General features: G+C 74.7%; 7 protein-coding genes. All 7 read right to left on the reverse strand.

The features are described 5' to 3' along the window. Positions 1 to 14: 14 nt before the first annotated feature. From ABIE67_RS31245 to ABIE67_RS31275, 7 genes are read right to left on the reverse strand one after another with little or no spacing between them, the layout of a single operon-like run. Positions 15 to 767 (reverse strand): thioesterase II family protein, encoded by a 753-nt coding sequence (locus ABIE67_RS31245; protein ID WP_370264720.1) that lies wholly within the window; start codon positions 765 to 767, stop codon positions 15 to 17. Continuing rightward, positions 764 to 2,914: a beta-ketoacyl synthase N-terminal-like domain-containing protein gene (locus ABIE67_RS31250; protein WP_370264721.1), complete on the reverse strand. Its 2,151-nt coding sequence runs from the start codon at positions 2,912 to 2,914 to the stop codon at positions 764 to 766. Before ABIE67_RS31250 ends, ABIE67_RS31245 begins: the two co-directional genes overlap by 4 nt. Continuing rightward, the gene (locus ABIE67_RS31255) at positions 2,911 to 6,174 is read right to left on the reverse strand and encodes an amino acid adenylation domain-containing protein (RefSeq protein WP_370264722.1); all 3,264 of its coding nucleotides are present in this window, start codon (positions 6,172 to 6,174) and stop codon (positions 2,911 to 2,913) included. Before ABIE67_RS31255 ends, ABIE67_RS31250 begins: the two co-directional genes overlap by 4 nt. After that, the gene (locus tag ABIE67_RS31260) at positions 6,164 to 10,048 is read right to left on the reverse strand and encodes an amino acid adenylation domain-containing protein (RefSeq protein WP_370264723.1); all 3,885 of its coding nucleotides are present in this window, start codon (positions 10,046 to 10,048) and stop codon (positions 6,164 to 6,166) included. The genes ABIE67_RS31255 and ABIE67_RS31260 overlap by 11 nt, the downstream gene beginning before the upstream one ends. Continuing rightward, entirely contained in the window at positions 10,048 to 14,823 is a 4,776-nt protein-coding gene (locus tag ABIE67_RS31265; RefSeq protein ID WP_370264724.1) for an amino acid adenylation domain-containing protein, read from the reverse strand. The genes ABIE67_RS31260 and ABIE67_RS31265 overlap by 1 nt, the downstream gene beginning before the upstream one ends. Further along, positions 14,820 to 15,887 carry a MupA/Atu3671 family FMN-dependent luciferase-like monooxygenase gene (locus tag ABIE67_RS31270; protein ID WP_370264725.1) on the reverse strand — a complete coding sequence of 356 codons (1,068 nt, stop codon included), beginning with the start codon at positions 15,885 to 15,887 and terminating at the stop codon, positions 14,820 to 14,822. Before ABIE67_RS31270 ends, ABIE67_RS31265 begins: the two co-directional genes overlap by 4 nt. Next, positions 15,878 to 19,471, reverse strand: a complete 3,594-nt coding sequence (locus tag ABIE67_RS31275; protein WP_370264726.1) for an amino acid adenylation domain-containing protein — start codon at positions 19,469 to 19,471, stop codon at positions 15,878 to 15,880. The genes ABIE67_RS31270 and ABIE67_RS31275 overlap by 10 nt, the downstream gene beginning before the upstream one ends.

A 19,471-nucleotide genomic window follows, 5' to 3' on the forward strand; every position in this document is an offset into this window, starting at 1 on the left:
CATGCAAAACTGGTTCAGAGCAGGTGCGCGGTGATGAACCCGGCCAACTCCTCTTTCCGCGGGTTGAGATAGAAGTGGTTCCCCTCGAAGACCCGCACGTCCAGCTTCTCCGTGGTGACGTCCGACCACGACGAGAGATCCTCCACCGCGCACGCGGGATCGCGATCGCCTCCGCAGGCCGTGACGGGGATGCCCAGCCGGTGCAGGCGAGTCGGGCGGTAGGTCGCCAGGAGACCGAAGTCCGCGCGCAGCGACGGCATGATCAGAGGCCGCAGGTCGGGGTGCTCGTAGGCGGCCGCCCCTTCGGGATCCAGCATGCGGACGCGGTCCAGGATCTCGCCGTCGGTCGGGGCCGGGCGGGGCGCCTGCTCCTGCGGGACGCGGGGTCGGGGCCGGCCCGACACGATCAGACGGGTGAGGGTGCGGCCGGGGACGTCCTCCAGCCGGCGGGCCACCTCGTACGCCACCGCCGACCCCATGCTGTGGCCGAAGAGGGCCAACGGCAGGTCGTCGGCCGGTTCGTGCAGCAGGGCCGAGGTGATCGCGTCCGCCAGCTCCTCCATGGTGCTCGCACACGGGTCGGCCAGGCGGTCCTGGCGGCCGGGGTACTGCACCGACAGGACCTCGATCTCCGGTGGCGTCAGCGTGGCCCAGCCGTGGAAGGAGCCCGCCGCGCCGCCCGCGTGCGGAAAGCACACCAGCCGGATCTTCGCGCCGGGCGCGCTCACGCCCCGGAGCCATCGCGTCCGGCTGTCCGGCACGGTCATGACTCCGCCTCGAACTCGGAGAGGAGCGCGTCCAGGGCGCCGCCGTCGGCGGCACCGTTCTGTTTCATGTCGACTATGCGGTGCGTCATGTCCTTCAGTGTGATCGGTTCGAGGAACAGCTGGATCGGCACGTCGATGCCAAGGTCGTCGCGGAGTCGTCCGGCGAGGTGCACGGCCGTCAGCGAGTCACCACCGGCCTGCAAGTACGTCTGCCCCAGATCGGCGGCACCGGTGAGATCCAGCGCCTCGATCACCAACTCGGCCACTCGGTCTTCGAGTTCGTCCTGATCCGACTCTCGCGGCCGCTGCGTCTGCTGAGACTGCTCCGGCTCCTCCGGCCCCTGCGGCTCCTGCGCGTCCGGTGCCGCGGGCCTTCGCAGGGTCAGCGCGCCGTAGCTCTCGCCCGCGAACGGGTACGTGGGGAGCGACACCCGCCGTACGCCACCGTCGGGGGCCGGCCAGTTCACCTCCTCGCCCCTGAGCCACGCCTCGCCCAGGGGATCGGTCGTGGTGTCGCGGCGGCCGCCGGCCAGTGCCGTGAGTTTGTCGGCCGCCTCCCGTGCATCGGAGGCCACGACGTAGGCGCGTACGGGCATGCCGACCCGGCCCGTCCGGAGGGTGTGGGCGACATCGGCCAGGGGCGGGGGCGGGGCGTCCGTCGTGCGCAGGCGGGTCGCCAGCCGGTCGGCGAGTGCCGCGAGTTGGCGCTCGGTGCGGGCCGACAGCGGCAGGACCGTCGGCTGTGCCACCGGGTGCGCGGCCGTACGCGTGTGTGCCGGCCGCCCGGGCGCCTCCTGCACCACCACGTGCACGTTCGTGCCGCCGATCCCCACCGACGTCACGCCCGCCAGCCGGGGCAGCCCTGCCCTCCCCGGCCACTCCTCCGCCTGGGTCACCAGCCGCAGCGGCGACTCCCGGAGGCCGGCGACCGGGCTCGTGACGTCCACCGTCGGCGCCAGGGTCCGATGCTCCAGCATCAGGATCGTCTTGATCAGCGACGCCGCCCCGGCCGCCGCGTCCGCGTGCCCGATGTTCGACTTCACCGAGCCGATGCCGATCCCGGTGCCGGTACGGCCGTCGGCCACACGGCCCTCGGTGCCGCCCGCGAAGGCCGTGCTCGCCGCCTCCAGCTCGATCCGGTCCCCCAGCTCGGTCCCGGTCCCGTGCGCCTCCACGTACTGCGCCGCCGACGGCTCCAGCCCCGCCGCCGCCCACGCCTCCGTGATCGCGGCCGTCTGCCGGTCCACCCCCGGAGCGGTGAAACCGACCTTGCCGGAACCGTCGTTGGTGACCGCCGTGCCCCGGATCACCGCGCGCACCGGGTCACCGTCGGCCAGCGCGTCCTCCAGCCGGCGCAGCACCAGCACGCCCACCCCGCTGCCCGGCACCGTGCCGGCCGCCTTCTCGTCGAAGGGGCGGCAGCGGCCGTCGGGCGAGAAGATCCCGCCCTGGTAGTGGACGTAGCCCTGCCTGCGCACACTGCCGATGGCCACGCCGCCCGCGAGTGCCGCGTCGCACTCGCCGAGGAGGAGGGCCTGTACGGCGAGATGGACGGCCGTGAGGGAGGTGGAGCAGGCCGTCTGGACCGTCATGCTCGGGCCGTCCAGGCCCAGGCGGTAGGAGATCCAGGGCGCCAGGAACTCGCGGTCGGTGAGGATACGGACCTGGAGGGCGCCGATCGACGCCGCGAGCGCCGGGTCGGTGCCGGAGGCCAGGGCGTGTTCGGTCGGGCTGCCACCCACGTACACGCCGGTGCGGGACGGGCCCGCCGCGGCAGCGGCAGACGGCGCGGTCAGCGGGGCGTACCCCGCGTCCTCCAGGGCCGCCCAGGCGGTCTCCAGCAGCACGCGGTGCTGCGGGTCCAGGGCCGCCGCCTCGGCGCGGCTGAAGCCGAAGAGGTCCGCCTCGAAGCGGTCCGCGTCCGGGAGACGGCCCTGGGCGGCGACGTACGCGGGATGGCGCACCTCCGCCGCGTCCGCCCCGTCGGCCAGCAGCTCCTGCTCGGTGAAGGTCGACAGGGAGCAGACCCCGGCGCGCAGGTTGGCCCAGTACGTGTCGAGGTCGGGGGCGCCGGGGAAGCGTCCGCTCATCCCCACGACGGCCACCGCGGACTCAAGGTCGTGCGGTACGGCTTCCTCGGTCGTCATCGCGTCGTGCCTTTCCTGGAACGGAGCTTGTGCAGGGCCGCCCGCCGGTCGGTGCCACGCCGGGCCGCCTCCTCGTGGGGTGCGGTGTCCTCGGCCGTACGGTCGAGACGGGCCGCCACGGCGGCGACCGTCGGGTGCCGGAACAGGTCGATCAGGGTGAGGTCCCGGTACCCCGGGTGGTCCTGGAGCGCGGCGAGCACGGACAGCAGCCGTACCGAATTCCCGCCCAGGTCGAAGAAGTTGTCGTGGATGCCGACCCGGTCCAGGGTCAGCACCTGCTGCCAGACCCGGGCCACGCGCCGCTCGGTCTCGCTGCCCGGGGCCGCGTACGACTGGCTCAGCCCGGGCCGGGTGGAGGAGGGGGCGGGGAGACGGGGCCGGTCGATCTTGCCCGAGCGGTTCAGGGGCAGTTCCGGCAGGCGCACGAAGACCTCCGGCACCATGTAGCCGGGGAGCCGCGCGGCCAGATGGGCCCGCAGCACCCCGTCCGGGACCTCGGCGGTCGTGACGAGGTACCCCACCAGCTGCTGCTCGGTCCCCTCCCCGCGCACCGCCGCCGCGGCCATCGTGACGTCGGGGTGGCCCGCCAGCAGCGCCTCGATCTCGCCGAGTTCGATCCGGTAGCCGCGCAGCTTCACCTGGGAGTCGCCGCGCCCGAGGTAGTGCAGCACGCCGTGCGCGTCGATACGGCACAGGTCCCCGGTGCGGTACATCCGGCTGCCGGGCGGGCCGTACGGGTCGGCGACGAAGCGCTCCGCGGTCATGCCGGGACGGCCGAAGTAGCCGCGGGCCAGGGAGGCGCCGGCGACGTAGAGCTCGCCGGTCACGCCGACCGGGACCGGGCGCAGACGCCGGTCCAGGACGTAGGCGCGGGTGCCCGGCACCGCGTGGCCGATCACCACCGGCTCGCCCGGTCGCAGCTCGGCCGTGGTCGAGTACACCGCGGCCTCGCTGGGCCCGTACGCGTTGACGATCCGCCGTCCCTCCTCACCCAGCCGCTCGACCAGCTCGGCCGGGCACGCCTCGCCGCCGACCGCGAGCGTGCGCAGCTCGGGCAGGGCACCCGGAATGCGGGGGAGCGTCATCGCGGCCGACGGCGGCAGGAAGACGTAGGTGATGCGGGAGTCCCGCAGCCGTGCCTGGAGCGCCTCGCCCAGCCGTTCGTCCTCCTGCGCGATGTGCAGCTCCGCGCCCGCGACCCAGGGGAAGAACAGGTCGGACACGGCCACGTCGAAGCCGAACGACACGAACTGCAGGACGCGGTCCTCCGCGGTCACCGGGAACACGGGGCGGACGTTCACGGCGAGGTTGAGCAGTGCGCGGTGCTCCACGGCGACGCCCTTGGGGACGCCGGTGGAGCCGGAGGTGTAGAGGACGTAGGCGAGGTCGTCGGGGGCGCACGGCACAGGGGCGAACGAGGGTGCCGCCTCCATGGCCTGGTCCACGCGCAGCTCCGGGACGTCCGCCCCCGCCAGGCCTGTCGTCCCCTCCGCCGTCAGCAGCAGGGACGTGCCCGAGTTCGTGACCATGTAGGCGAGTCGGGCCGTGGGATGCGCCGGGTCCAGCGGTACGTACGCGCCGCCCGCGCGCAGCACCGCGAGGGCGGCGATGCCCATGTCGGCGCCGCGGGGGAGGAGGAGGCCGACGCGGTCTCCTCGGCGTACACCGCGTTGCCGCAGCCGGGCTGCGAGGTGGTCGGCGCGGGTCAGGAGGTCGCGGTAGGTGAGCCGTAGGTCGCCGTGGACGAGGGCGGTGGCCTCCGGCCGTTCGGCGGCTCGGTCCGCCACGAGGTCGGGTACCAGGTGCGCCTTCGGGGGTGCCGCGTCGTGTTGGCCGGCGGCTGCGGGTGCGTTGTCGTGCAGGGCGAGCAGCCGGTCCCGCTCGTCCTCCGGGAGCATGTCGATCGTCGACAGTGGGGCGTCCGGCGCGTCCAGCAAGCCGCCCAGCAGGGTCTCGAAGCACCGCACCCACCGCCGTACCGTCTCCGCCTCGAACAGCGCGCTGCGGTGGATGAGGTACGCGGCGAGGTCCTCGCCCCAGCGCTCCACCTGGAGGTGGAAGTCGAACTTCGCGGTGTCCGGACCCACATGGACCCGCTCGACCTCGGCGCCGGCCAGCCGCAGGGTCAGTTCGGTGTCGTCGTCGTAGCCGAAGACCACCTGTACGACCGGGTCGTGGCTGATCTCGCGGGCGGGGGCGACGGCGTCGACGACCGCTTCGAAGGGGGCGTCCTGGTACGGCTGGGAGGCCAGCAGGGCGCCGCGCAGGCGGTCGATGAGGTCGTGGTACGACGGGTCGCCGGACAGGTCGACGCGCAGGGCCAGGGTGTTGGTGAGCATGCCGACCATGTCCTGGAGTTCCGGGCGGTCGCGGCCGGAGACCGGGAAGCCGATCACCAGGTCCTCGGAGTTCGACAGCCGGCTCACGAACGCGGCGTAGGCGGCGAACACCGCCATGAACGGCGTGCCGCCGCGCGCCCGGGCCGTCGCGGCGATCCGCTCGCGGACCCGGGCCGGCAGGGTGAACCGCTCGGTGCCGCCCGCCGCCGTACGGACCGCGCCGCGCGGCCGGTCCAACGGCAGTGCGACCGTCTCGGGGGCTCCCCGCAGTCGCTCGGCCCAGTAGGCGACCGAGCCGGAGTACTCGCCGTTCGCCTGCCGTTCCCGCTGCCAGGCGGCGAAGTCGGGGAACTGCAGGGCGAGTTCGGGCTGGATGTGGCGCAGGTTCTTGGTCTCGTTCTCGTACCCGGCCGACAGCTCGCGCAGCAGCACGCCCAGCGACCAGCCGTCGCAGACCAGGTGGTGGGCGACGAGCAGGATGCGGTGGCTGCCGTCGGCCACGGCGTACAGCGTGCAGCGCAGCAGCGGGCCCGCCGCCACGTCGAAGGGGCGGGCGGCCTCCGCGCGCATCCGGGCGTCCGCCTCGGTCACGGGCACGTCGCGCTCCAGGCGTGGCTCGGCCCGACCGGCGGCGGACACGATCTGCAGCGGCACCCCGTCGGGACCGGTACGGAAGACCGTACGCAGCGACTCGTGCCGGGCCACGAGCGCGTCGAGGGCGCGCCCGAACGCGGCCGGGTCGAAGGGCCCGCGCACGGCGAAGGCGGCCGGCACGTGGTACGTCGCGCTGCCCGGGTCCATGTGGTCCAGGACGAGCAGCCGGGCCTGCGCGTCCGAGGTCGGGAACTCGTACTCCTCGTGCTCCTCGAAGTCCTCGTGTTCCCCGTGTTCCTCGACGGTTCCTGCGTCGTCAGCGTCCATCTGTCTGTGCTCCGTCCCCCGTGCGGTCCTTCGCCAGTACGTCCTCCACGGCCGCCGCGATCTCGCCGACCGGCCCCGGCGTGAGCACATCGCTGTGCTCGCAGTCCAGTTCGTGTACGTCCACCCCGGCCGAGCAGGCCTGCCACCCCGCGTGTTTCTCCTCGGTCGTCGCCTCCGAGGCGCGCGTGGCCGAGAAGAGGGTCACCCGGCCGTCGTACGGCGACGGCTGCCAGGCGCGGGCCATCTCGATGTACCGCTCCATGGCGGCGACCAGCGTGGCGAGGCGCTGTTCGTCCAGGTCGGCGAGGAGGGTGCTGCGCGCGTCGACCCGGGCGACGACCTCGGCCCGGTCCAGCGGGCCGGGCCCGGCCGGCACCCCGGGCAGCGCGTTGCGCAGCAGGTTGCTCAGCGCCACCTGCTCCACCACCGCCGGGTCCAGCGGCACGCGCGCCACCTCGGGCGGCTTCGGCATCGAGTCCAGCACGGCGACGAGCGCGACCTCCTCACCGGCCGCGCGCAGCCGCACCGCCAGCTCATGGGCGAAGGGCCCGCCGAAGGAACGGCCGAGCAGCAGATACGGCCCGTGCGGCCGCACCGCCCGGATGCGCGGCACACAGCTCTCCGCCAACTCGGCCAAGGTCAGGGGAAGTCGCTCGCCGTGCAGGACCGGCGTCTGCACGGCGTACACCGGTCGCCCGGGGGCGAGGTGCGGCAGCAGTGCCGCGTAGCCCCAGCCCAGCCCCAGGCCCGGGTGGAGACAGAACAGCGGCGGCAGGTCGCCCTCGCGGCGCAGGGCGAGCAGCGGGGCGTACGCGTCCTCGTCGTCCTCGTTCCTGCCCGGCCGGCCCGCGGCGAGGCGGGCGGCGAGCGCCGCGGGCGTCGGCGCCTCGAACAGGGTGGCCGGCGGCACCCGTGTCCCGAGCTCCGCCCGGATCCTCGCGGTCAGACGCAGGGCGAGGAGGGAGTGGCCGCCGTGCCCGAAGAAGTCGGCGTCCGGACCGAGCGCGTCGACGCCGAGCACCTGCGCGAACAGGGCGCACAGCCGCTGCTCCCGCCCCGGTCGGGCCATCCGGCCCGGTCCCCGGTGCGCGAGCCGTGGCCCGGGTTCGGGCAGCGCGGCCCGGTCGACCTTGCCGTGCGGGGTCAGGGGCACGGCGTCGAGGCGGGCCCACTCCGACGGCAGCAGATGGGCGGGCAGCGTGCGCCCCGCGTGTTCCCGGACGAGATCCAGGTCGCCGCCCACCACATACGCGACGAGCCTCTTGCCGCCGTCCGGCCCCTGGCGGGCGGCGACCACGGCCCGCTCCACGCCGGGGCAGCCGGCCAGGGCGGCCTCCACCTCGCCGGGCTCGATCCGGAAGCCGCGCACCTTGACCTGGTCGTCGGTCCGGCCCAGGAAGTCCAGGTCACCGTCGGGGAGTCGGCGCACCAGATCCCCCGTGCGGTACATCCGGGCGCCGGGCGGCCCGTACGGGTCGGCGACGAAGCGCTCGGCGGTCTGGCCCGGACGGTTCAGGTATCCGTGGGCGAGCCCGGTGCCGGCGACGTACAACTCGCCCACGGTTCCGGCCGGTACCGGACGCAGAAGGCGGTCGAGGACGTAGGCGCGGGTGTGGTCGAGGGGCCGTCCGATGGGCACGGACGCGCCGACGTCCCCCGTCACCCGGTGGGCCGTGGCGAACACCGTCGTCTCGGTGGGCCCGTAGCCGTTGACCACCCGTGTGCCGGGGCAGTGCTCGCGCACCCGCCGCACCGCCTCGGGCGCGAGGACGTCGCCGCCCGCCCACACCTCGCGCACGGTCCCGAGCACCTCGGGCGCGATCTCGGCCACGGTCCGCAGGAGTTCGGCGGTGAGCCACAGGCCGGTGACGCGTGTGTCGGGCAGCAGCCGCTTCAGCAGGTCGGGGGTGACCGGTCCGGGCGGGGCGACCACGACCGTGCCGCCGTTCAGCAGGGGCACCCAGGTCTCGTAGGTGGCGGCGTCGAAGGTGTGCGGGCTGTGGAGGAGGACGCGCTCGTGGGCGCCGCCCGTGAAGCGGGTGTCGGCGGCGAGTTCGACGACGGCTCGGTGCGGGGTGACGATGCCCTTGGGTTCGCCCGTCGAGCCGGAGGTGTACATCACGTAGGCGGGGGATTCGGGGTGCACGGCTGCCGTGGGCGGTGCGACGACGTCGGTTCCGTCCAGGTCCAACACCCGTATGCCGTAGGGAAGTTGCACTTGATCTGCCGTAATGGCCGTCCGCGCGCCCGCCGCCCCCACGAGCGCCGCCAGCCGCCCCGCCGGAGCCCCCGGATCCAGCGGCAGACAGCACGCTCCGGCCTTCAGCACCGCCAGCTGGGCGACGACCAGGGCCATGGAGCGAGGCAGTGGCAGCGCGACCGTGTCGCCGGGCCGCACCCCCGCCTCCCGCAGCCGCCCCGCCAGCCCGTCGGACGCCGCGTCGAGATCGCCGTACGTCAGCACCTCGCCGTCGGACTCGACGGCCGGCGCGTCGGGCGTACGGGTCACCTGCTCGGCGAAGCGCCCGGGGATGCTCCGCGCCTCGCGCCCCTGACGTCCCGACGGCCTCGGACGCGTCGGCCCCTCGGCGAGGGCCAGCAGCCGGCGTCGCTCCTGCGGAGGGAGGACGTCGAGCCGGTCGGCGGGCGTCTCGTGCGCGCAGGCCAGCGCGTCGAGGGCATGTGCCAGGCGGGCGCCGATGGTGGCCGCGGAGATGCCCCGGCGGCAGCTCACCCGCAGGAGCATCCGTTCCCCGGCGACGACGGCGACCGTCACCGGGTAGTGCGTCGCGTCCCGCGTCTCGACCAGCTCGACGGCGGAGGTGGGCCCCTCGACGCGCGGGAAGTTCTCGAACGCCAGGACCGTGTCGAAGAGTTCGCCCACTCCGGCGGCCCGCTGCACCTCCGCCAGCCGTACGTGGTGATACGGCGCCAGCCGCAGCTGCTCGTCCTGGACGCGGGCCAGCAGCTCGTCGACGCCCTCTTGGGAGCGCAGCCGGATCCGCACCGGCAGGGTGTTGATGAACAACCCCACCATGCGTTCGACGCCGGGCAGATCGTGCGGCCGCCCGGAGACGACCGCGCCGAACACGAGGTCCTCGGCACCGGTCATCCGGGCCAGCACCAGCGCCCAGGCGGTCTGCGCCACGGTGTTGACGGTGACCCCGGCGTCGGCCGCCCGCCGGGTGATCGCGGCCGTCAGCTCGGGCGTCAGCTCGATGTCGACCGTGTCCTCCGGTCCGTCCGGCGCCACGGGGGACAGCAGCGCGGGCCGCGTCAGTCCCTCAAGAGCCCCCCGCCAAGCGGCCTCCGCGCGGGCCTGGTCCTGGCCGTTCAGCCAGATCAGGTACTGCTTGAAGGGCACGGCGGGCGATATCTCGGTGCCCGCCGTCAACGCCTGGAGGTCCCGTGCCAGCAACGGCAATGACCAGCCGTCCAGCAGAATGTGATGCAGCGTCAATACCAGGTCGGCACCCCTGTCGTGCCGCACCAGCGTGGCCCGCACCAGCGGCGGCCGGGCCAGGTCGAAGCGGCGGCCCCGGTCCTCGGCCATGAGACGGGCGAGCTCCGCCTCCGTCTCGTCCGGCGTGCGGCCGGTGCGGTCGATCTCCGTCCAGGCCGGCTTCACCGCGCGCGGGATCACCTGCACCGGCCGGTCGACGTGCTCGTGCCGAAAGCACGCCCGCAGGTTCGGATGCCGCTCCAGCAGCCCGGCCACCCCGGCCCGCACCGCCTCGGCCGCGGTGCCGGGGGCGATCCGGAACCGGGCCTGCACCAGATAAGGGTCGGGCCGCTCCGGATCACGCAGGGCGTGGAAGAGCAGGCCCTCCTGGGCCGGGGACAGCGGCAGTACGTCCGCGATACGGCCGCCCATCAGACGCCCCCCTCTTTGTGCCTGCCTTTGTACGCGTCGTCCTCTTCGTCGTACTCGTAGTCCTCGTCGTCCAAGCCGAACTCCAAGCCGAATTCCAACTCGCCCTCCAGCAGGGCGAGTTGCTCGGACGACAGGTCGACCAGCGGGAAGTCGGAGCTGGTGTGGCCACCCGTGCCGTCCCGGCGGGCGTGCGCGACCAGCACCTCGACCGCCTCGCACCACAGCCGGGCCAGCTCCCGCACCTCGTCCTCGCCGAGCACCCCGCGCGCGTACGAGAACCCGGCGCTCAGGCACAGCCGCCCGCCGTCCCGCTCCACGACGAGCGCGTCCACCTCCACGGCGTGCCCGAGCGGCAGCGCCTCCGCGGCCATGCCGAGCAGCTCGCCGTCGGCCGTGTCACCGCCGGAGAACCGGCCCAGATAGTTGAAGCGCAGGTCGGGCACGGGCAGGGCGGTCAGCTTCGGGGCCGTGTCCGGGTTGAGGTACCGCAGCAGGCCCCAGCCGAGACCGGCCGCCGGGACCGCCCGCAGTTGCTCCTTGACCTGCTTGAGGGCCTCGCCGGCCGCGTCCCGCGCGGGCTGCCAGAAGTCCGGGCCGAGAGCGGTGCCGGCGTCCAGCCGGACCGGGTACTGGGTGGTGAACCAGCCCACGGTGGTGGAGACATCGGCCGGCCAGGAGAGCCCCTCTCGGCCGTGCCCCTCCAGATGGACCAGGAGTCCGGTGCCCTGGCCGCGTCGCCGTACCGCCGCCGCGGCCAGGGCCGTCAGCAGCACCGCGTCCGCACCGCAGTGGAAGGCCGCCGTCACCTCCGACAGCGCCGCCTCGGTGACCTCGGGCGTCAGCTCGACGGTGAGCACGGCGCGCGGCGCACCGGCGCCCCGCCCGCCCGCGATCCGCGCCTCCGGGCCGCTCAGCGCCCGCTCCCACCAGGAGTACTCCACGTCCACCGCCTCGGGCCGCACCGCCTCCCGCGCCAGCAGCCGCGCCCAGCGCGCGAAGGACGTACCCGGGGACCGCGGCAGCCGCTGCCCGGCAAGCCCGGCCGCCAGCTCGGGACCCAGCAGCCGCCAGGACACCCCGTCCACCGCGAGATGGTGAACCGTCAGCAACAGCAGCCCCGGCCGCTCGGCGCCCGGGCCGAGCCAGGTGGCCCGCAGCATCTCGCCCTGCTCCGGGTCGAGCCGCACCGAGGCCGCCAACTCGTCGGCCATCTCCCGCGGATCGGCACCGACGGCCACCGCGACGCGCTCGACGACCACGTCGGGCACGGCCTCGGGAACCTCCAGCTCCCCGCCCACCAGCCGCATCCGCAGCACCCCGTGCCGCTCGACCAGCCCCCGCACGGCCGCCTCGACGCGCTGCGGACCCACGCCCGACGGCACCGGAAACACCATCGACTGCGTGAACGCCGCCGCGTCCCCGCCCTGTTCGCGCCACCAGCGCATGACCGGCGTGAGCGGGAAGCGCCCCGTGCCGGAGTCCTCCCCGAGGCCGCCGTCCGTCGCCTGCCGCGCGGTCAGCGCGAGCGCGGCAGGCGTACGCGCCGTGAAGACGTCACGCGGCGTGATGCCGAGCCCCGCCCCCGACGCCCGTCCCGCCAGCTGGATCGCCATGATGCTGTCGCCGCCCAGCCGGAAGAAGTCGTCGTCGGCACCGACCCGTTCGACACCCAGCACCTCCTCGAACAGAGCGCACAGGGCGACTTCGCGGGCGCCCTCCGGGGTCCGCCCCGAGCCGCTCGGCCGGCCTCCGGGCGCGGGCAGGGCCGCCCGGTCCAGCTTGCCGCCCGGCGTCAGCGGCAGCGCGTCCAGCACCACCACGTCGGTCGGCACCATCGCGGCGGGCAACCGCCCGGCGGCGTACGCCAGCAGCGCCTCCGGGACCGGGACGTCCTCGCCGTCGACCACGACGTACGCGACGAGCCGAGGCCTGCCCGGGCGGTCCTCCCGGACGACGGCCACCGCCCGCTCCACCGCGGGATGCCCGGTGAGGACGGCCGCGATCTCGCCCGGCTCGATGCGATGGCCGCGGATCTTCACCTGGTCGTCGGACCGGCCCAGGTACTCCAGCTGCCCGTCGTCCCGGCGCCGGGCCAGGTCCCCGGTGCGGTACATGCGCTCACCGGGCGCCCCGTACGGGTCGGCGACGAACCGCTCGGCGGTCTGCCCCGGCCGGCCCAGATAGCCGTACGCCACTCCAGGCCCCGCCAGATACAGCTCCCCGCACACCCCCGGCGGCACCGGCCGCAGCCGTGCGTCGAGGACGTACGCGCGCGTGCCCGGCAGCGGGGCGCCGATGGGCGGGGCCGTGCCGTCGCCGGTCAGCGGGCCGGAGACGGTGGCGCCGACGGTGAACTCGGTCGGCCCGTACGCGTTGTGGAACCGGCGCCCGCCGACGGCCCAGCGGGCCACCAGCTCCGGCGGGCACGCCTCGGCGCCGACGGCCAGCGACCGCAGCTCGGGGTACTCCCCGGCGGGGACGGTCGCCAGCACGGACGGCGGCACCAACGCGGCACTGATGCGCAGCCCGGTCAGCACATCGCCCAGCTCCTGTCCGGCGAGCGGCCCTTCCGGTGGTACGACCAGCGTCCCGCCCGAGCCGAATGCCATGCACATCTCGGCCACGGAGATGTCGAATGCGGGCGAGCCGAGGTGCAGGACTCTGGCGTTCGGGGTCAGCGTCAGGGTGTCCACGAGGCCCTGCGCGAGGGCGGCCAGTCCGGTGTGGGGGACGACGACGCCTTTCGGACGCCCGGTGGAGCCCGAGGTGTAGATCACGTAGGCGGGGGCCAGCGCCTCGCAGGGGCGCGGGGCTGTCATCGATGTGCGGCTACCGCCGTATGGGCGCGACCGGCCACCATCGCGCGGCTGACGATCCACGCCATTCCGTGGCAATTCCAGCGAAGCGTTCAGCGTTATCGTCGGCAGATTCGTTTCGGCCGGCACCCCCAGCTCACCCACGACCAACAACACCGGCCCCGCGTCCGCCAGCGCGAGCGAAACCCGCTCCGCCGGATGGTCAGGGTCGATCGGCACGTACGCGGCACCCGTGCGCTGCACCGCCAGCAGCGCCGCCACCATGGCGGCCGTACGCCCCAGGGCGAGGGCGACGACGCGTCCGGGCCCCGCGCCGTGCTCGGCGAACACGGTGGCCAACTGATCGACCCGGTCGGTCAGTTCGGCGTAGGTCAGCGTCAGCGCCGTGGCCTCCAGTGCCGCCGCGTCAGGCGTGCGGGCCGCCTGCCGGGCCACCAGGTCGGGCAGGGCCAGCGGCTCGGGGGCGGGCCCGCCGGACGCGAGCTCCGCGAGGCGGCGCCGGCCGGCCTCCGGCACGAGCCCGACGTCGGCGAGCGGCACCTCCGGGTCGGCCGTGAAGCGGCGCAGCAGCTCCAGGTAGGCCTCCGTCCAGTGCCGCACGGCCTCCGCGCCGAAGAGGGCCGTACGGATCTCGAAACTGCCGTCCATCGTGCCGTCGTCGGCGTCCCGGACGATGCCGACGAGGTCGTGCTCGCCACCGGTGTGGATGCGCTCGGGCTCGCTGAACTCCCGCAGCGCGGCCACGCTCCGCTGCTGGGTGAGGTGCATGAACACCCACTGGAACAGCGGGGAGCGCCCGGCGCTGCGGTCGGGTGCGACCGCCGAGACGATCCGGCCCACGGGCACGTCCGCGTTGGCCATCAGCTCGGGGAAGTCCGAGGCGAACCGGGCCAGTACGTCGGCGAAGGAGTCCCCGGGGCGGATCCGCCAGCGGGTCGGGATGGCGTTCATGACGTACCCGATGACCCGCTCCAGGCCCTTGGCGGCCCGGTTGGCGGTCGGGGTGCCGAGCACCAGGTCGTCCGCGCCGGTGAGGCGGTGCGCGAGGACCGCGAAGGCCGCCATCAGGACGACGTAGACGGAGGCGCCGCGCTCCCGGGCCAGCGCCCGTACGGCCTGCGCGGTCGCGGCGTCCACCTTGAACGGGATCTGCGCGATGCCCTCCGCGAGCCCGTTCCCGGCGCCCGGCACGGCGAGCGGCCCCGGTGGCTCGGCGAGATAGCGGCGCCAGAAGTCCAGCCGCGCCTCGAAGACACCCGACTCCGCCAACTCGCCCTGCCAGGAGGCGAAGTCGGCGTACTGGACGCGGGGGCGGGCCGGTGCCGGGGCGGTACCGGCGCGCAACGCGCGGTGGACCTCGGCGAACTCGGCTTGCAGCACGTCGAAGGACCACCAGTCGGCGATGACGTGGTGCAGGCTCAGCATCAGGGTGGTCCGCCGCTCGTCGACCGTGACGAACCGGGCGCGCATCAGGGGCCCGCCCGCCAGGTCGAAGGGGCGGCGGCGGAACGTCTCGAAGGCCTCGGCGATGGTGGTGCCGGTGCCGCGCAGGTCCTCCCGCTCCAGCCGGAAGCGCTCCTCCGTCGGGAAGGCGACGGTGAGCGCGCCCGGTTCGCCGCCGATGCGGGCGCGCAGGATGTCGTGCTGTCCCCGGACCAGGGTCAGCGCCGTCTCCAGGCGGTCCGGGTCGACCGGCTCGACCGTCTCGTCGAAGTGGTAGGCACAGCACAGGTTGAGCGCCGGGGTGCCCGGATACAGCGACTCGTACACCCACAGGTCCTCCTGTGCCGGGCTGAGCCGCACCGGCCCGTCCCCGTCGCGCGGCGGCACGACCGCCGGGATCAGCCCCGACTGCCCGGACTCCACCAGGCGCCGCATCAGCCGCACGCGCTGCTCGCCGCTGAGCGCGCTGAACCGCTCGGCCATCGACGCGCCGGCCGCCCCCGTTGTCGCCGTCACGCCACGTCCTCCCGCAGCTCGGCCAGCCGGTGCAGCCCGGCCAGGATCTCGTCGCGGCCGAGCCCGAAGTCCACGAAGCAGGCGACCTCGTCGCAGCCCAGGTCGCGCAGGTCGGCGAGCATCTTCCGGCAGGTCTCGGCGGAGCCGAGCAGACTGCCCCAGGTCAGATAGCGGTGGAAGGCGAACTCGGCGAGCATGGCGGTCTGTTCCGCGGTCAGCTCCGCCGTCGCTCGGTCGGCCCTGCGGTTCGCCGTGGTCTGCCGTACGTACGAGCGCAGATACCGTTTCAGCGGTACGGCGCTCAGGCGCCGCGCCTCCGCGTCGTCCGCGCCGACGAACGTGTGCGCCATCAGCGTCACCCGGCCGTGCGCGTCGGTGCCGCCCTGGGCGGGGGCGGCGGCGCAGGCCGCGCGATAGCGGGCGATCTTCTCGGCCAGCTCCTCCCGGCTCTGCCCGACGGTCGCCCCGAGGACCCCGGTGCGCAGGCTTCCGGCGGCCTCCCAGGTCGCCGGGTTGCCGGAGCTGGTGAGCCACAGCGGCAGGGTCTTCTGCACGGGCCGGGGCTGCGGCAGGACGGTGACCGAGGCGCCGGTGCCGTCGGTGAACTCGGCCGGCTCGCCCGCCCACAGCCGGCGCAGCAGCGGGATGTCCCGCAGGGTCCGCTCGCGGCGGCCCTCGTAGGTGCCGGGGGAGAGGACGAAGTCGGCGGAGTGCCAGCCCGTCGCGGCCGACAGCCCGATCCGGCCGTGCGAGAGGTTGTCGACGACGGCCCAGTCCTCCGCGATCCGCAGCGGATGGTGCAGCGGCAGGATCACGCTGCCCGCCCGGATGTTGATCCGCTCGGTGGCCACGGCGAGCGCCGCGCTGAGCACCGGCGGGCTGGGGAACACCTGCCCCACCTGCTGGAAGTGCCGCTCCGGCGTCCAGATCGCGTGGAAGCCGAGCCGGTCCGCGGTGCGGGCGACGGTGAGGATGTCGTCGTAGGCCTCACTGTGCCGCGGTGGGCCCCCGGCCGTGGTGCCGGCGGGCGTGTCGGCGCCGAAGAACATCACGCTCAGGTCCATGGCACCTCCTTCTGACTGGTGTCGGTACGTCCGTCGCGGCCGGGCTGCCGGGGGACGCGCGGCCGCCGCCGGATGGGCGCCGCCGCGGGTGCCTCGGCCGGTGCCCGCTCCAGCTCGGCGGCGAGGGCGGCGACCGTGGGGGAGGTGAACAGCTGGGCGGCCGTCACCGTGCGCCCCGCGCCGGTGAGGCGGGCCGCGACCCGGACCGCGCGCAGGGAGTTGCCGCCGAGCTGGAAGAAGTCGTCGTGCGGGTCGATGTCCTCGACGCCGAGGACGTCGGACCAGACGGCGGCGATCTCCCGGTGCAGGGCGAAGCCCGCCGGTGCCCGGCCCGGGGTGTCGGGGGTGCGGGCGGGGGCCAGGACGGCGTCCAGGGCCGGGTCCGCCCGCCGGGGCGGTGCGGGCAGTGGAAGCCGGGACAGCGGTACGTCCGGTTCGGCGGCCGCCGCTCGCAGCGCCTCGACGACCGCGTCCGCCAGCCACCCCACGAACTCCGGCTCCAGACACGACGTCCGGTACTCGAAGACGAGCGTCATACCGTCCGGCGCGCCCGCCGGCCCGTGCTCGTCCGTGACGTCGACCAGCAGCTCGAACCGCGCCGTGCCCGTCCGCAGCGGCTCCACGCCGGACTCGGCACCGGGCAGGTCCACCTCGGCCCGGGCGTTGTTCTGCAACGCCAGCACCACCTCGGTGAACGGCTGCCGCCCCGGTGGCCGTACGGGATTGAGCGCGTCCACGACCTCCTCGAACGGCACGTCCTGGTGGGCGAAGGCGCCCAGCGCCGTCTCCCGGGTGCGGGCGAGGAACTGCCGGGCGGTGGGATCGCCGGACGCGTCGCTGCGCAGCACCAGCATGTTGACGAAGAACCCGACGACGTCCTCGACCGTCCCGTCGTGCCCCCGCCCCGCGATCGGCGAGCCGACCGCGAGATCCTCACCCGCCCCCGCCCGTACCAGCACGGCGGCGAGGGCGGCGTGCAACGCCATGAACAGCGTCGCGCCCTCCGCCCGCGCCGCCTCGACGATCCGCGCGTGCGCGTCCGCGGCCAGCCGCCGTACGACGGTGGCGGCGTCCCGCCCCGGCACGGCCGGTCGCCCGGCGCGCCGGGGGAGCAAGGGGCCCCCGGCCGGCAGATCGGCCAGGGCCTTGTGCCAGAAGGCGAGCTGGGTGGTGGCGAGGGACTCCGGATCGTCGGCCGAGCCGAGCCGCTCCTGCTGACGGCGGGCGAATTCGGCGTACGGGACGGGCAGCGGGGCGAGTTCCGGGTCGGAGCCGGGGACCCGGGCGGCGTAGGCGCGCGACAGATCCCGGAAGAGCGGCGGCAGGGACCAGCCGTCGCCCGCGATGTGGTGCAGCACGAGCAGCAGCGCCTGCTCACCCGGCCGGTCCCGGACGTGGAACAGCACGGCGTGCAGGGGGAGTTCGGCGGCCAGGTCGAAGCGGTGCCGGGCGGCTTCGGCGACGGCTCGCGCCAGCTCACCCGAACCGACCTCGACCTGCCGCAGCCGAGGGCGCGCGTCGGAGCCGTCCAGCACCCGCTGCCCCGGTTCGCCGTCACGCTCCTCGAAGACGGTACGCAGCACCGTCTGCCGGGCGGCCACATCCCCGAGGGCGGCCCGCAGCGCCTCCGCGTCGACCTCGCCGCGCAGCGGCACCAGCACCGGCAGGGTGTACGCCGTCCCCGCGTCGACCCGGTCCAGGAACCAGAGGCGGCGCTGGGCGTACGAGAGGGGAAGCGCACCGTCGTGCGACGGAGGTGCGGGTACGCCGGCCCGCTCGCCCTTGGCCGCCGTGCTCTCCCGGTCCGCCTGGTCGGCCTTCTCCACGTGCGGCACCAGCGCCGCCGGTGTCCGGCACTCGAACAGCGTCCGTACGCCGACCCGGGCACCCAGCGTCAGCTGGATCCGCCCCAGCAGACGCGCCACCATCAGCGAGTTGCCGCCGAGCGCGAAGAAATCGTCCTCGGGGCCGACCGACGCCACCCCCAGCACGTCGGAGAACAGCCCGCACAGCGCCGCTTCGACCGCACCCGACGGCCGCCGTGCCGCCGCCGCGGCCGGCGACCCGGTGACCGGGCCGGGCTCCGGCAGGGCGGCGCGGTCCAGCTTGCCGTTGGGGGTGAGGGGCAGCGCGTCCAGGAGCACGAAGGCGGCCGGGACCAGGTAGTCGGCCAGCACACGAGCGGCGTGATCGCGCAACTCCCGCTCGGAGGGCCGCTGTTGACGCCCATCGCGCGGGACGACGTACGCGATCAGTCGTTTCTCTCCCACCGCGTCGGGACGGGCCACGACGGCGGCCCGGACGACACCCGGATGGCGGGCCAGCACGGTCTCCACCTCGCCGGGCTCCACCCGGAAGCCGCGGATCTTGACCTGGCCGTCGGCCCGGCCCAGATATTCCAGCACCCCGTCCGCGGCCCGCCGCCGCACCAGATCGCCGGTGCGGTACATCCGCTCACCGGCGGGCCCGTACGGGTCGGCCACGAACCGCTCGGCGGTCAGCTCGGGACGGCCGCAGTAGCCGAGGGCGACACCCGCCCCGGCGGCGTACAGCTCGCCGGTCTCGCCGTCCGCGACTGGCCGCAGCCGCTCGTCGAGGACCCGGAGCCGTTTGCCGGCCAGGGGGCGGCCGATCGGCACGGGCCGGCCGTCGCGCACCTCCTCGGCGGTGACCGGATGGACGGTCAGGAAGACCATCCCCTCGACGGGGCCGTAGCCGTTGCTCAGACGCAGCGCGGGGTGCCGCTCCAGGGCGCGGGCCGCGTGCGCGGGCGACAACGGCTCGCCTCCGACGATCAGTTCACGCACCCCGTCGAGGGCCCGCGGGTACTCGTCGACGACCACGTGGAAGAGGGAGGCGGAGAGATACAGGGAGGTGACGGCGTGCCGGTCCACCAGGTCGGCGATCACCACCGGGTCGGGGCGCTGCCCCGGGTGCAGTACGCATGTGCCTCCGCCCAGCAGCGGGCCCCACAGCTCCATCGCGAACGCGTCCCAGGACACCGGGGAGCTCTGCAGCCACACCGCACCGGCCCCGAAGGACGCGAAGTCCTGCCCGGTCAGCGTCCCGGTGATCGCGGCATGGGAGGCGACGATGCCCTTCGGGCGGCCGGTGGAGCCGGAGGTGAACATCACGCAGGCCGGGTCCCGCGGCCGTACCGGCACAGTGCCGCGCCGCAGCGGCTCGGCGTGCTCGGCGTCCTCCACCGCGATCGACTCGGCGCCGACCAGGGCCGGTCGGGTTCCGCGCCGGGACACCACCACGGTGACGCCCGCGTCGGCGGCCATCCCACGCAGCCGTTCCGCCGGAAAGTCCGGGTCGAGCATCACATGGCCCGCACCGGCCTTGAGCGAGCCGAGCAGGGCGACCACCATCCCGGCGGACCGCTCCAGGTGGACGCCCACCAGGGCCCCCGGCCGCACCCCGCGCCGTCGTAGCAGCCCGGCCAACCGGTCCGCGCGTGCGTCCAGTTCGCCGTAGGTCAGCCGCTCGTCGCCGTCCACCAGCGCGGTCGCCGCCGGTGTCCGCCGGGCCTGTTCCTCGAAGAGTTCATGCACACCGTGCAACGCCCCCGTCGTCCCCAT

Source organism: Streptomyces sp. V4I8 (genome assembly GCF_041261225.1).
In the GTDB taxonomy this organism is placed as follows: domain Bacteria; phylum Actinomycetota; class Actinomycetes; order Streptomycetales; family Streptomycetaceae; genus Streptomyces.